10 protein-coding genes are annotated in these 13091 nt (G+C 71.3%); 4 read left to right on the top strand and 6 right to left on the bottom strand.

All coding sequences use genetic code 11. The features are described from left to right. The first annotated feature begins 106 nt into the window (after nucleotides 1–106). A complete protein-coding gene (locus ITJ56_RS09685; protein ID WP_194630149.1) occupies nucleotides 107–1180 on the top strand; it encodes a glycoside hydrolase family 6 protein in 1074 nt (357 codons plus the stop codon). Nucleotides 1181–1258: 78 nt separating this feature from the next. Here ITJ56_RS09685 and ITJ56_RS09680 read toward each other — a convergent pair whose 3' ends face one another. The 3 genes from ITJ56_RS09680 to ITJ56_RS09670 all read right to left on the bottom strand — a co-directional run bounded on the left by ITJ56_RS09680 (nucleotide 1259) and on the right by ITJ56_RS09670 (nucleotide 4787). Beyond that, nucleotides 1259–3502: a HelD family protein gene (locus ITJ56_RS09680; protein ID WP_323749772.1), complete on the bottom strand. Its 2244-nt coding sequence runs from the start codon at nucleotides 3500–3502 to the stop codon at nucleotides 1259–1261. A 77-nt stretch (nucleotides 3503–3579) separates the two neighbouring features. Further along, the gene (locus tag ITJ56_RS09675) at nucleotides 3580–4416 is read right to left on the bottom strand and encodes an aldo/keto reductase (RefSeq protein ID WP_194630145.1); all 837 of its coding nucleotides are present in this window, start codon (nucleotides 4414–4416) and stop codon (nucleotides 3580–3582) included. Continuing rightward, nucleotides 4416–4787, bottom strand: coding sequence for an FKBP-type peptidyl-prolyl cis-trans isomerase (locus ITJ56_RS09670; RefSeq protein ID WP_194630143.1), 372 nt, complete (start codon nucleotides 4785–4787; stop codon nucleotides 4416–4418). Before ITJ56_RS09670 ends, ITJ56_RS09675 begins: the two co-directional genes overlap by 1 nt. 69 nt (nucleotides 4788–4856) lie before the next feature. Here ITJ56_RS09670 and ITJ56_RS09665 point away from each other — a divergent pair, with 69 nt between their 5' ends. Together ITJ56_RS09665 and ITJ56_RS09660 are read left to right on the top strand one after the other, a co-directional pair. Continuing rightward, complete coding sequence (locus tag ITJ56_RS09665) at nucleotides 4857–6176, top strand: MFS transporter (RefSeq protein WP_194630141.1); 1320 nt, start codon at nucleotides 4857–4859, stop codon at nucleotides 6174–6176. A 246-nt stretch (nucleotides 6177–6422) separates the two neighbouring features. Beyond that, a complete protein-coding gene (locus tag ITJ56_RS09660; RefSeq protein WP_194630139.1) occupies nucleotides 6423–7508 on the top strand; it encodes a YihY/virulence factor BrkB family protein in 1086 nt (361 codons plus the stop codon). A 46-nt stretch (nucleotides 7509–7554) separates the two neighbouring features. On the opposite strand, the gene ITJ56_RS09655 is transcribed toward ITJ56_RS09660, so the two are convergent. The 3 genes from ITJ56_RS09655 to ITJ56_RS09645 form a co-directional block, all read right to left on the bottom strand. Next, complete coding sequence (locus ITJ56_RS09655) at nucleotides 7555–9036, bottom strand: aspartate ammonia-lyase (protein WP_194630137.1); 1482 nt, start codon at nucleotides 9034–9036, stop codon at nucleotides 7555–7557. A gap of 651 nt (nucleotides 9037–9687) precedes the next feature. Further along, nucleotides 9688–9984, bottom strand: coding sequence for a hypothetical protein (locus ITJ56_RS09650; RefSeq protein WP_194630135.1), 297 nt, complete (start codon nucleotides 9982–9984; stop codon nucleotides 9688–9690). Next, entirely contained in the window at nucleotides 9984–11240 is a 1257-nt protein-coding gene (locus ITJ56_RS09645; protein ID WP_194630133.1) for an inorganic phosphate transporter, read from the bottom strand. Before ITJ56_RS09645 ends, ITJ56_RS09650 begins: the two co-directional genes overlap by 1 nt. A gap of 116 nt (nucleotides 11241–11356) precedes the next feature. Here ITJ56_RS09645 and ITJ56_RS09640 point away from each other — a divergent pair, with 116 nt between their 5' ends. Continuing rightward, nucleotides 11357–13045 carry a cation:proton antiporter gene (locus tag ITJ56_RS09640; protein WP_194630131.1) on the top strand — a complete coding sequence of 563 codons (1689 nt, stop codon included), beginning with the start codon at nucleotides 11357–11359 and terminating at the stop codon, nucleotides 13043–13045. Nucleotides 13046–13091: the final 46 nt, after the last annotated feature.

The raw sequence follows: 13091 nt of genomic DNA, 5'->3' as shown, positions 1-13091 counted from the left end.
CCCGACGTTGCTGGTCAGCAGTCGGCCGCACCTGCCAGCATGGGTCCGGGCACGTCAGCCGCCCGCACCACCGACACAGCACGGTCAGACCAGGGAGGACCGCCGGATGCCGGAGCACGAGGGACCCCGCAGACCGCGCAGCAACCGCACGGGCGGCTTGCGGCAGTGGGGATGGATCGCCACCGCGGCCGTCGTCGCCGCGGTCGTCACGACCCTGGCGGTCGTCGCCCCGTGGAACAGCGGCCCGCCGGACGGTGGCGGCACCCCGAGCGGGCGGACCGTGACCGAACGGAGGTCAGCGGCCGAGGCGTTCCCCGGCGGCCTCGCGCGGCAGCCGACCGCCGTCAACCAGGCCGGCATCCGTGAACGCGAGGCACGGGCGGCCGGCGAGGACGTCACCGCCGACCGGATCGCCGTCATCGCCGACCAGCCGATCGCGACGTGGCTCACGAACACCTCGCGTGCCGAGACCCGCGCCACGATCCGCTCGGTCATGCACACCGCCGAGGAGAGCGGCGCCACCCCGGTCTTCGTGCTCTACAACGTGCCGGACCGCGACTGCGGCAGCTACTCCGAGGGCGGCACCGAGGACGACGCCTACCTGCCGTGGGTCCGGTCCGCGGTCCGCGCCATGGCCGGCACGCACGCCGTCGTGCTCGTCGAGCCGGACGCGATCGCCCAGATCCAGAACTGCGAGCGACTGCGGGACTCGCGGCTGCCCCTGCTCCGGAAGGCCGTCGACGAGCTGACCGGCCACGGCCTGACGATCTACCTGGACGGCGGCAACGAGAACCGAGTGCCGGTCACGACGATGGCTGACCGGCTGCGGCAGGCCGGTGTCGACGAAGTGCAGGGCTTCTTCACGAACGTGTCGAACTTCTACCGGGTCGACCAGGAGCGCGCCTACGCCGACGAGCTCGCCGACGCGATCGGCGGCGACCCGCACTTCGTCGTCGACGTGTCCCGCAACGGGCAGGGCTGGCGCGGCACCTGGTGCAACCCCGAGGGAGCTGGACTCGGGCAGGAACCGCACGTCACGGGCGGCACGACCCGGCTCGACGCGCTGCTCTGGGTGAAGACCCCGGGTCTGAGCGACGGCACCTGCAACGGCGGCCCTGCGGCCGGGGAGTGGTGGGAGTCGTACGCGCTCGCGCTGGTCGAGCACCGCAAGCGCGACTGAGCGTGACCGGCGTCCGGGGGCGCGACCGGCGACCGACGGGAGGCCCGTGGCGGGCCCGCCACGGGCCTCCCGTCCGCCTCAGTCGACGTCGATGACCGTCAGACGACGGGTCGGGCGCGTCATCGCCACGTAGACCGCGGCGGCGGCACGGGCGGCGTCGGCGCCCACGCCGTCCGGGTCGACGAGCAGCACGCCGTCGAACTCCAGGCCCTTGGCGTCCGCACCCGTCAGCACCGTGAGCGACCCGACGGTCGGCGAGGCGAGCCCCCGGACGTCCGCCTCGGTGCGGGCGAGTCGCTGCCGGACGGTGTCGACCTCGGACTCGGGGACGATGACGCCGATGGTGCCGGACCCGATCCGGGCCCGCTCGGTGTCGGCGACCGCCACGACGGTGTCGAGCAGGTCGGCCCGGGCGACGCGGACACGCTCGACGGGGTCGCCGTCGCGCACGGCCTCGTTGCGGGTGACCGTGAGTCCGGCGCTGTCAGCGAAGGCCCCGGCGGCCTCGACGATGGAGCGCGGGGTGCGGTAGTTCACCGTGAGCTGCTCGATGCGGTGGTCGAGCGGCACCTGTGGCGCGCGCCCACGACGACGGCGGGCGAGGGCGCCGATGACGTCGTCCCAGGTCCGTGCGGCCCCGGGGGAGGAACCCTGCGCCATGTCGCCGACGATCGTGAACGACCGCAGCGGGTTGCGGCGGGCGAGCACGCGCCACTGCATCGGCGAGAGCTCCTGCGCCTCGTCGACCACGATGTGCCCGTAGGTCCACTCGCGGTCCTCGGCAGCGCGCTCGGCGGTGGAGCGCGGGTCGCCACCCTCGGCGAACGAACCGGCGACCTGCTCGGCGGTGACGATGCCCTCGACGCCCATGTTCTCGATCGCCTGGCGGGCGTTCTCGATGTCGCGGTTGCGGCTGGCCTTCGCGGCACGCTTGGCGGCGCCACCGGTCGGGTCGAACGGGCCGAGCAGTTCGGCGGCCTCGTCGAGCAGGGGGACGTCCTCGACGGTCCAGGTCCCACCGCGGGCGCGCTGCAGCAGCGCGCGGCGCTCCGGGGTCCAGTCGGGGGTCAGCGAGGCGAGCCAGTTCGGGCGGGCGTAGAGGTCCTCGAGGAACTTCTCCGGCGGCAGCGGCAGCCAGGCGGTGTTGAGCAGCACCCGGGCGTCGTACGAGCTCCGGATGTCCTCGCGCAGGACCTTCTCGTCAGCCTCGTCCACCGTGGTGCCGCGCTCACGCAGCTGCTCGGCGAGCAGCCGGGTCATCGCGTCGAGGGCGATCTTGTTGAACGTGACGCGGGCGGCGTTGTGCGGCTTGCCGCGGTCCTGCGCGCGCTTCATCGCGTCGGCGACGAGCTGCGGCGGCACCACGAGCCGCTCCCCCTCGACGTCGAGCGTGACCGACTCGGTCGGCACGACCTGGCGGGAGCGCACGGCCCGGCGCAGGAGCGACGCCATCTGCGCCGAACCCTTGACGGCGGCGGCGTCACGACCGTCGTGCGTCGTCGCGTGCACCCCCGGGTAGAGCGAGCCGAGCGATGCCATCACGACACCGGTCTCGCCGAGCGACGGGAGCACCTGCTCGATGTAGGTCAGGAACGCCGGCGACGGACCGACCATGAGCACGCCGGACCCCCGCAGTCGCTCGCGGTACGAGTAGAGCAGGTACGCGGCGCGGTGCAGCGCCACGGCGGTCTTGCCGGTGCCGGGGCCACCCTGCACGATGAGCACGCCCTCGAGCGGGGAACGGATGATCCGGTCCTGCTCGCCCTGGATCGTCGCGACGATGTCGGTCATCCGACCGGTGCGCTCGGCGGTCACCGCGGCGAGCAGTGCGCCCTCGCCCTGCAGGTGCGTGCGCTCGTCGTCGTAGAGCGAGGCGTCGAAGACCTCGTCCTCGACGCCGACGACCCGGCGTCCCTGCAGCGACAGGTGCCGACGGGAGCGCATGCCCATCGGGTGCGCGGCCGTGGCCTGGTAGAACGCGCTGGCACCGGGGACGCGCCAGTCGAGCAGCAGCGGGCGGTGCTCGGCGTCGCGGAGCCCCACCCGGCCGATGTAGCGGAAGGTGTCGTCGGGGCTCTCGGGCTCGGCCACCTCGAGCCGGCCGAAGACCAGCCGGTCCCCCACGCGCTCGAGCGTCGCGATGGTGTCCTCGTAGAGCCGGGCGTAGGCGTCGCGCTCGCTGCGACTCTGGTGGTTGCCGCCGACGGCCTGTCGGCGGGTCTCGGCGAGGCGCTGTTCGGCTTCGGTGGTCAGCTCGTCGAGTCGGCTGAAGAGGCTGTCGACGTAGCCGCGTTCACGGTCGATCTCGGTCGGTTCGGACACACGCAACCCTTCGGGAAGAGGGGGAACCAGTGTACTGCCCACCGGGAGCCCCGCAGTCCCCGAAGGGTCGCGACGGGTCACATCTCTTCGTGCGTGTCCGGGTCGCCGTCCCAGAGGCGGCCGCGCTCGAGACCCGAGATCGCCCGGACCTCGTCGTCGGTCAGCTCGAAGCCGAACACGTCGAGGTTCTCCTGCTGACGGGCCGCGTCGCCCGACTTCGGCACCGGCACGGCACCGAGCTGGACGTGCCAGCGCAGCACGACCTGGCCAGGGGTCACGCCGTGCGCCGCGGCGGCGTCGGCGATCGGCTGCTCGGTGAGCAGCTCCGACCGCTTCGCCAGCGGGCTCCAGCTCTCGGTCACGATGCCGAGCTCCTGGTGCACCTTCCGCAGCTCTGCCTGCGGGAAGTACGGGTGCAGCTCGACCTGGTTGACGGCGGGGGCGACCCCGGTGGCGTCGACGATGCGGCGGAGGTGCTCCGGCGTGAAGTTCGAGACGCCGATCGAGCGGACCTTGCCGCTGTCTCGGAGGTCGACGAACGCCTTCCAGGTGTCGACGAACTTGCCCACCGACGGGTTCGGCCAGTGGATCAGGTACAGGTCGACGTGGTCGAGCCCCAGGTTGCCGAGGGTCTCGTCGATCGACCGGTGCGCCTCGTCGTAGCCGTGGTGCCGACCGGGGAGCTTCGACGTGACGACGAGGTCCTCGCGCGCCACCTCGGACTCGTGCACGGCCTTGCCGACAGCGTCCTCGTTGCCGTAGTTCAGCGCCGTGTCGAGCAGTCGGTAGCCGCTGGTGATCGCGGTACCGACCGCGGCCGCACCCTCGTCACCGTTCAGGCCGTAGGTGCCGAGGCCGAGCTCCGGGAACCGGTGGCCGTCGTTCAGCTCGATCGTCGGGGCACCGACCTGCATCAGCGGACCCCGAGCAGGTCGATCACGAAGATCAGGGTCTTGCCGGACAGGAAGTGCCCACCGCCGGCGGGACCGTAGGCGAGCTCCGGCGGGACGACGAGCTTGCGGCGTCCGCCGACCTTCATGCCGGGGATGCCCTCCTGCCAGCCGCGCACGAGCGCCGCGAGCGGGAAGTCGATGGGCTCGCCACGGTTCCACGAGCTGTCGAACTCGTCGCCGGTCTCGTACTCGACGCCGGCGTAGTGGACCTTGACGGTCGACCCGGCGGACGCTTCCTCGCCGGAACCCTCGACGATGTCGGTGACGACGAGCTCGGTCGGGGCGGGGCCCTCGGGGGCGTCGAACTCGGGCTTGCTGTTGAGGTCAGTCATGCGGATCAGTCAACCAGAGGCCGAGCGGGGCAGACGCACAGACCGTGCAGCCCGCAGAATGGTTCCACCGTGACACGATCCACTCCCGCACCGCCCCGCCGCCGCCTGCTCGCCGACCTCACCCCGCTCCGCCGCTCCCCCGCCTTCGCCCGGCTCTGGGCCGGCACCGCCATCGCCGGCATCGGGACCCAGATGACCACCGTCGCCGTGGGGCTCGAGGTGTACGAGATCACCCGCTCCACCTTCGCCGTGGCGCTCGTGGGCGTCATCGCACTCGTGCCGATGATCGTCGCCGGACTGTACGGCGGGATGCTCGCCGACGCGTTCGACCGGCGCCTCGTCGCGCTCATCTCGTCGATCATCGCCTGGGTCGCGGTCGCCCTGATCGCCACCCACGCCTGGCTCGACCTGCACAGCGTCCTGCTGCTCTACGTCCTGGCCACCGTGAACGCCGTGGCGGCGACCGTCAGCAACGCCTCGCGCTCCGCGATCGTCCCCCGACTCGTCGGCACGGACCTGCTCCCCGCGGCGAGCGCCCTGGGCGGGATCGCCTCGGGGTTCCAGGTCACCGTCGGTCCGGCGATCGCGGGTGTGTTGATCGCGACGGTCGGGTTCGCCCCGACGTACACGATCGACGTCGTCCTGTTCACGTTCGCGTTCCTCGGGGTGTTCACCCTGCCGCGGATGGCCGCCGACCGCGACGCGCTCCGGCCCGGGCTCGGCTCGCTCATCGAGGGCGCACGGTTCCTGCGGAGGTCGCGCAACATCACCATGACGTTCGTGCTCGACATCGTCGCGATGACGTTCGGGCAGCCGCGCGTGCTGTTCCCCGCGATCGGCGCACTCGTCATCGGCGGCGGGTCGATCACCGTCGGCACGCTCACCGCCGCGTACGCGATCGGTGCGCTGCTGTCGAGTGTCTTCTCCGGGCCGCTCGGGCACGTCCGACGCCAGGGTGAGGCCGTCGGCTGGGCCATCACCGCGTACGGCGGGGCGATCGCGGCGTTCGGTGTGGTCATCGCGCTGGCGCACCTGCTCGGCGGGCGCTCGGGCGAGGCGTTCGGCGTCGAGATCCTCCCAGCGCTCGGGCTCGCCGCGCTGTTCCTGGCGATGGCCGGAGGTGCGGACAACGTCAGCTCGGTGTTCCGGAACACGATCCTGCAGGCGGCATCGCCGGACGGCATGCGGGGACGACTGCAGGGCATCTTCATCGTCGTGGTCACCGGCGGCCCGCGACTCGGCGACCTCTACGCGGGCCTCGTCGTCGCCGCGGGGATCGCGTACCCGCCCGTCATCGGCGGCGTGCTGATCATCGGCCTCGTCGCGCTGCTCCTCCGGATGGTCCCCTCGTTCCGCCGGTACGACGCCCTGCACCCCCACGCCGACTGACGGGCGCGGCCGCCGCTCCGGACCACCTCCTTCCGTGAAAGCGACAGATCTGCGCGAACCTTCCGCGGACGTCTGTCGCTTCGGCGACGCGGACGGCGGATCGTCGCGGGATCGTGTCGCTCTGACGGGGTGGACGCGACCACCATCGGCCCGGAGGCGCGGGGCGGGCCCGCCCCGCGCCTCCAGGCCACATCACGGTGCCTCCACGGCACGGCGTGACGTCACCGGTCCGGTACCGTACGACACATGCCGGACAGCGCCTCGCGCGACCTCCAGCGGACAGGAGTCCGCGCCGTCGTCCGACGCACCTACCACTCGGTGATCCGGCACCGCGTCGTCGACGCGGCCGCGTCGCTGACGTTCTTCGCCCTGCTGACGGTGTTCCCGACCGCGCTGGCCGTCGTGTCCGCGCTGTCGATCGTCGACCGGCGGGGCGACAGCGTGTCGGACATCGTCGAGGTGCTCGGCTTCATCGTCCGTCCGGAGACCGCCGCGCACCTGGAGAGCCCCCTCCGGCAGCTGCTCACCCTGGACAACCCGTGGCTCGGGTTCTCGATCGGCGTCGTGCTGACGCTCTGGTCGCTGTCGGGCTACGCGACGGCGTTCGGGCGGGCGATGAACACCGCCTACGAGGTCGAGGAGGGTCGGCGCATCTGGAAGTTCCGCAGCATGATGCTCCTCGTCACGCTGCTCGTGATGGTCGGCGGAGCCGTGGCCATCGTGATCCTGCTCGGCACCCCGACGATCTCAGAGGCGATCATCCGGCAGCTCGGCTGGGCGCCGTGGATCGACGACGTCTGGAACGTGGTGAAGTGGCCGGTGCTCGCGGCCGACCTCGTGGTGATGGTGGCGGTGCTGTACTACGCGACCCCGAACGTGAAGACGCCGCAACTGCGGTGGGTGTCGGCCGGCGCGGGGTTCGCCATCGTCACGTGGGCGATCGCGACGCTGGGTTTCGCGCTCTACGTCGAGACCCTCGGCGGCGGGAACCGCGCGTACGGGTGGCTCGGTGGGGCGATCCTGCTGCTCGTCTACCTGTACATCTCCAACTTCGTGCTCGTCGTCGGCGGGGAGCTCGACTCCGAGGTCATCCGGATGCGGCAGCTCCTGGCGGGCATCGAGGCGGACGAGTCGATCCGGCTCCCGCTCCGCGACGTCACCCGGAACTTCACCCTCGCCCGGTGGCGGGACGCCGACATCGCGGCGGCGCAGTACGTCCGGGCCGAGGCCGCGCGGGTCGCCGAGGACGAGGCCGCCGAGCCGACACCGGCGGAGGAGCACCTGCGTGCGATGGCGCAGCAGGTTCGGGTCGGCGAGCGGCCCCTGCCCTGACGCGCGCCCGCGTCAGCTGACGTGCTGACGTGCTGACGTGCTGGCGTCAGCGCTTGCGTGCTTCGGCGTCGAGCATCTCCTCGGTGACGATCGGGATGGCGCCGGTCGCGAGCTCGATGCCCGACAGACGCGCCGGGCTCAGCACCCGCATCACCTGGTCCTCGTCCATCAGACCCGCGGCCACGACGAGCGTCGAGATCGGCGTCGAGGTCGTCAGCGCCGTGTGCGCGATCGACGCCGCCGCCGCGTAGCCGATGTACGGCGTCAGTGCGGTCACGACCCCGACGTTGGTGTCGACCTGGGCGGCGAGCTTCGCCTCGTTCGCCTCGATGCCGATCACGCAGTGCTCGCGCAGGGTCGCGCAGCCGCGGGACATCCACTGCAGTGACTGCAGGATCGAGTGCGCGATGATCGGCTCGAAGGCGTTGAGCTGCAGCTGTCCGCTCTCGGCCGCCATCGTCACCGTGGTGTCCGCCCCGGCGACCGCGTAGGCGATCTGGTTCACGACCTCGGGGATCACCGGGTTGACCTTCCCCGGCATGATCGACGAGCCCGCCTGCCGCGGCGGCAGGGTGATCTCGCCGAGACCGGCCTGCGGGCCGGACGACAGCAGCCGCAGGTCGTTGCAGATCTTCGAGAGCTTCGCCGCGCTGCGCTTCACCGTGCCGGAGAGCGTCATGAACGACCCGGCGTCGCTCGTCGCCTCGATCAGGTCGGGTGCGGTGACGACGTCGATGCCGCTGGCGTCCTGCAGCTGACGGCGGACCTCGTCTCGGTACAGCGGGTCGGCGGTGATGCCCGTGCCGATGGCCGTCGCACCGAGGTTCATCTCGGCCAGCAGCGGCATGACCTTGCGGAGCAGGTCCGCGTCCTCCTGGATGGTGTGCGAGAACCCGGTGAACTCCTGCCCGAGGGTCATCGGCACGGCGTCCTGCAGCTGCGTCCGACCGACCTTCAGCACGTCGGCGAACGCACGGCCCCGCTCGGCGAACGCCGCGGAGAGCTGCTCAAGCTGGTCGATCAATCGACGGACCCCGAAGATCATCGCGATCTTGATGCTCGTCGGGTACGTGTCGTTCGTCGACTGGCTGCGGTTCACGTGGTCGATCGGGTGCAGGTACGCGTAGTCGCCGCGCTCACGCCCGAGGAGCTCGAGGGCCCGGTTCGCCAGGACCTCGTTGGTGTTCATGTTCGTGCTCGTCCCCGCGCCGCCCTGCACGACGTCGACGACGAACTGCTCGCGGAGGGCGCCGTCACGGACCTCCTGCGCCGCACGGTCGATCGCGTCGGCGCGCTCGTCGTCGAGGACGCCGATGGCACGGTTCGCGCGGGCGGCGGCCTGCTTCACGGTGACGAGCGCCTCGATGAGGTCCGGGTACACGGCGATCGGCACGGACGTGATCGGGAAGTTCTCCAGTGCCCGCAGGGTGTTGATGCCCCAGTACGCGTCGTTCGGGACCTCCCGTGATCCCAGCGAGTCGCTCTCGGTCCGCGTCGTCGTCACAGGTGCCTCCTCGTTGCCGGTCACGCGTCGAGGCTAGTCCGGTCCGTCCAGCCGGTCCGGAACCGCGCCGGGGCGGGCGGGAGCGGCGGCCTGCCTGCCCGCTGCCCGCCTGCGCGAGCGGGCGGAATGCCGCGGTCGCCTCGGCAACGCAGCCCGGCATTCCGCCCGCTCGCCCCGCGACGGCCTGGAGGCCCGGCGCCAGGCCGCCACGCGCCTCCGGGGCGGGCAGTGGCGCGCCGCGAACGCGAGCGGGCGAAATGGCAGGGTGCCCGCGGCTGCGGACGCGGGTGTTTCGCCCGCTCACGCCGCGCGCTCACGCACGTATGCCCTGGCGCACGCCCGGCCGCTCACGCTCGCACTTCTGAGCAGGACGGGTCGGGTCACAGACCGCGACCCGACCGCTTCTGCTCACCGAACGCGCCGCCAGCGCGAGCGGGCGGGAGGCCGTGTTGGCCTCCGCAACGCACGTCGGCATTCCGCCCGCTCGCCCCGCGACGGCCTGGAGGCCCGGCGCCAGGCCGCCACGGGCCTCCAGGCCGCGCCGCGGTCACGCCGCGAACGCGAAACGAGTGAGCAGTAGACGTCCGGTCGCAGGTCCCGACCCGACATCTTCTGCTCACTGGACGCACCAGTTGCGCGAACGGAACGCGAACGAACGCGCGCCGAGCGAGGGCGTCAGTGGAACTGCGGGACGATCAGGTAGATGCCGTAGAGCACGACGGCGCCGCAGACGACGAAGCAGGCGATCGCGAGCGCGCGGAGTCCACGGGTGGCGGCCGAGGCGCCGGCCGGGTTCGGGAAGCCGGCCGTGGCCGGGCCGATCGTGCCGTCGTCCTTCACGGCGAACTTGCCGGCACGGGTGTCGGCGGCGCTCCACAGCCGGAGGCCGACCGAGTACACGGCGACGACGAAGCACGACGAGACCACGGCGACCAGCGCCACGGTGAGGAATGCGAACCAGTCGATCCCCATCAGCGACGGCCTCCCTTGCGGGCCGCCATGCGACGGAGGGTGCGTTCGCGGCTCAGCTCGGCGCGGCGCTGTGCGACCGCGTCCGCGCGCTTCTTGCGCTGCATGTCGCGCAGCTCCTTCCGGGTGAGGACGGCGTTGGCGGCGACGTCGACCTCGATCGCCGCGGCCTGCTCGTGCGGCTTCCGGAGCGACCACAGGTACAGGCCGAGGATCACGGCGGCACCGACGACGACGTCGATCACGAGCCCACCGATGCCGAAGCGCGCGATGCCCGAGGCGACGGCACCCACCGCGGCGGCTGCGGGCAGGGTGATGAACCAGGCGATGACGATCTTGCCGGCGGTCGACCACTGGATCTTCGAGCCGCGGCGACCGAGCCCGGCACCGATGATCGAGCCCGAGGAGACCTGGGTCGTGGACAGTGCGAACCCGAGGTGGCTCGAGGCCAGGATCGTCGCCGCGGTCGAGGCCTCGGCGGCGAACCCCTGCGTCGCACGGATCTCGGTGATGCCGGAACCGAGCGTCCGGATGATGCGCCAGCCGCCGGTGTAGGTGCCGAGCGCGATCGCCAGGGCGCAGGCCACGACGACCCAGAACTGCACGCCCTGGCTCGACGGCTGCGCGCCCGAGGCGATGAGGGTCAGCGTGATGACGCCCATCGTCTTCTGCGCGTCGTTCGTGCCGTGCGCCAGCGACACCATCGAGCTGGTGAAGACCTGCCCGATGCGGAAGCCGCCGCGCTCGTTCGGGAACACGGGCCGCTTCGTGATCCGGTAGGCGATGCGCGTCGACAGGAACGACACGAGCGCGGCGATCACGGGCGAGGCGAACGCCGGGATGATGACGACGGTCAGCAGCGCGACGTAGTTGACGGACTGGAACCCGGCGCCGACGATCGCGGCACCGATGAGCCCGCCGAACAGGGCGTGGGACGACGACGATGGCAGGCCACGCAGCCACGTGATCATGTTCCAGACGACCGCGCCGATCAGGCCCGCGAAGATCATCTCCGGACTGATCGCGACGCCGCCGGGGCCCTCGTTGATCAGCCCGTGCGAGATCGACGTCGCCACGGCGGTGCTGAGGAACGCCCCGACCAGGTTGAGCACCGCGGCGACGGTGACCGCCACCTTGGGCTTCATGGCGCCGGTCGCGATCGGGGTCGCCATCGCGTTGGCGGTGTCGTGAAAACCGTTTGTGAAGTCGAAGAAGAGGGCCAACGCGATGACCAGGACGACTATGAGTGTGATGTCCACCGCGGGCAAGTGTCCCAGGCGTCGGCCGCTGGAGCAAACCTGATCGGCAACCTGTTGTTCACCGCAGCTTCACACTCGTTCAAGACCGCGATCATGCCGATGGGAGAATGCGTCCCATGGACACCGCTGAGCTCCTCATCCTGCTGATCGGATCACTCGCGGTGACCGGGTTCGCGCGGGCGAAGGGCCTCCCCGCGCCCCTGCTCGTCACGGCGGTCGCGCTGGCGGCGTCGTTCCTGCCCGGACTGCCCCCGATGGAGATCGACTCCGAGGTGATCCTCACGGTCATCCTGCCGCCGCTGCTCTACTCGGCGGCGCTCGACGTCTCGTGGCAGAGCTTCCGCGGGTCCATCAAGCAGATCCGTCGTCTCGGCATCTTCCTGGTCATCGTGACGGCGCTGGTGGTCGGAGGGGTGGTGTACCTGCTCATACCGGACATGACGCTGCCGGCGGCGATCCTCCTCGGCGCGATCGTCGCCCCGCCGGACGCGGTGTCCGCCGCCGCCATCGGTCGGAAGCTCGGACTCCCCCGGCGCGTCATGACGGTGCTGTCCGGCGAGAGCCTCATCAACGACGCCGCGTCGCTGACCCTCGTGCGCGTCTTCACACTCATCATCGCGGGCACGTCGCTGACGATCTGGCAGGACCTCGGGATCTTCGGACTGGCGATCGGCGTCGGCCTCGTCGTGGGCATCGTGCTCGGCGTCCTCGTGCACTGGATCCGGATGCGCATCAACGACCCCGTGGTCGAGACGATCATGAGCATCCTGCTGCCCTTCGTCGCGTACATCCTCGCCGAGGATCTCTCCGGCTCCGGCGTCATCGCGGTCGTCACGGCAGGTCTGTACATCGGGTACAACTCACCGAAGGAGGGCTACGCCACCCGCCTGCAGGAGCGCCCGCTGTGGACGAGCATCGACGTCATCCTCGAGGGCTTCGTGTTCGCGCTCATCGGGCTGCAGCTCAACACGGTCGTGCAGGACCTGGTGGAGAGCGAGCGGAGCCTGGGCCAGACCCTCACCGCCGCGGCCGTCGTGCTCGTGGTCGTGATCCTGGTGCGGCCGCTGTTCGTCTTCGAGTCCTACGCGCGCAACCGCTTCAACGGGCGGTGGATCCGTCCACTCCGGGTGCGGCTGTCCCGCGGGCACCGGTCCCTGCGCTGGATGCGCGGCACCGCCGAACCGAAGCTCAACTGGCGCGAGCTCACCGTCATCTCGTGGACCGGCATGCGCGGCGTGGTCACCCTGGCCGCGGCGGTGTCCGTCGTCGCCAGCCCCGTCCAGATCCCGGCGCAGGACACGATCTTCATCATCGCGTTCTTCGTCACCGTCGGGACGCTGCTGCTGCAGGGTCTGACGCTGCCCTTCGTCATCCGGGCCCTCAAGGTGCAGGACCCCGCCGAGGACGACGAGGACGTCCGCAGCGAGATGCGCCTGAACCAGCGGACCATCGAGGCAGCGATCGAGCTGCTCGACGCGCGCCGGCCCGCCTGGTCGACGCACTACGGGCCCGAGGCCGTCGACTCCGTCGTCAACCGGCTGAAGGCCCGGCTCGAACGGCAGGCCGAGACCTTCCGACGCGACGCCGAGGAAGAGGAGGACGAGGAGCGGAACGCCCCGATGCGACTCCGCGGCGCGCAGATCCAGGACATCCGGCGCGAGCTGCTCGACCGCCGGCGCGAGATCGTGCTCGAGGAGCGCGAGAAGGGCAACCTCGACGAGGAGGTCATGCGCCGTGTGCTCGTGACCCTCGACGCCGAGGAACTCGCGATGGACTCGGCGCAGGCGTCACGCAGCCGCTCCTGACCACCCCGGGCGTATCCTGGCGCTCCGATCGAGATCAGGAGCACAG

The organism is Curtobacterium sp. VKM Ac-1376 (genome assembly GCF_015351025.1).
Lineage (GTDB): Bacteria > Actinomycetota > Actinomycetes > Actinomycetales > Microbacteriaceae > Curtobacterium.
The sequence above is the reverse complement of the archived record's forward strand: the minus strand, read 5'-3'. Positions and strand labels throughout refer to the sequence as shown.

Coding starts and splice junctions, on each gene's coding strand:
- ITJ56_RS09685 (WP_194630149.1), top strand. CDS start 107: ATGCCGGAGCACGAGGGACCCCGCAGACCGCGCAGCAACCGCACGGGC.
- ITJ56_RS09675 (WP_194630145.1), bottom strand. CDS start 4,416: ATGCAGGTCGGTGCCCCGACGATCGAGCTGAACGACGGCCACCGGTTC.
- ITJ56_RS09670 (WP_194630143.1), bottom strand. CDS start 4,787: ATGACTGACCTCAACAGCAAGCCCGAGTTCGACGCCCCCGAGGGCCCC.
- ITJ56_RS09660 (WP_194630139.1), top strand. CDS start 6,423: ATGCCGGACAGCGCCTCGCGCGACCTCCAGCGGACAGGAGTCCGCGCC.
- ITJ56_RS09650 (WP_194630135.1), bottom strand. CDS start 9,984: ATGGGGATCGACTGGTTCGCATTCCTCACCGTGGCGCTGGTCGCCGTG.
- ITJ56_RS09640 (WP_194630131.1), top strand. CDS start 11,357: ATGGACACCGCTGAGCTCCTCATCCTGCTGATCGGATCACTCGCGGTG.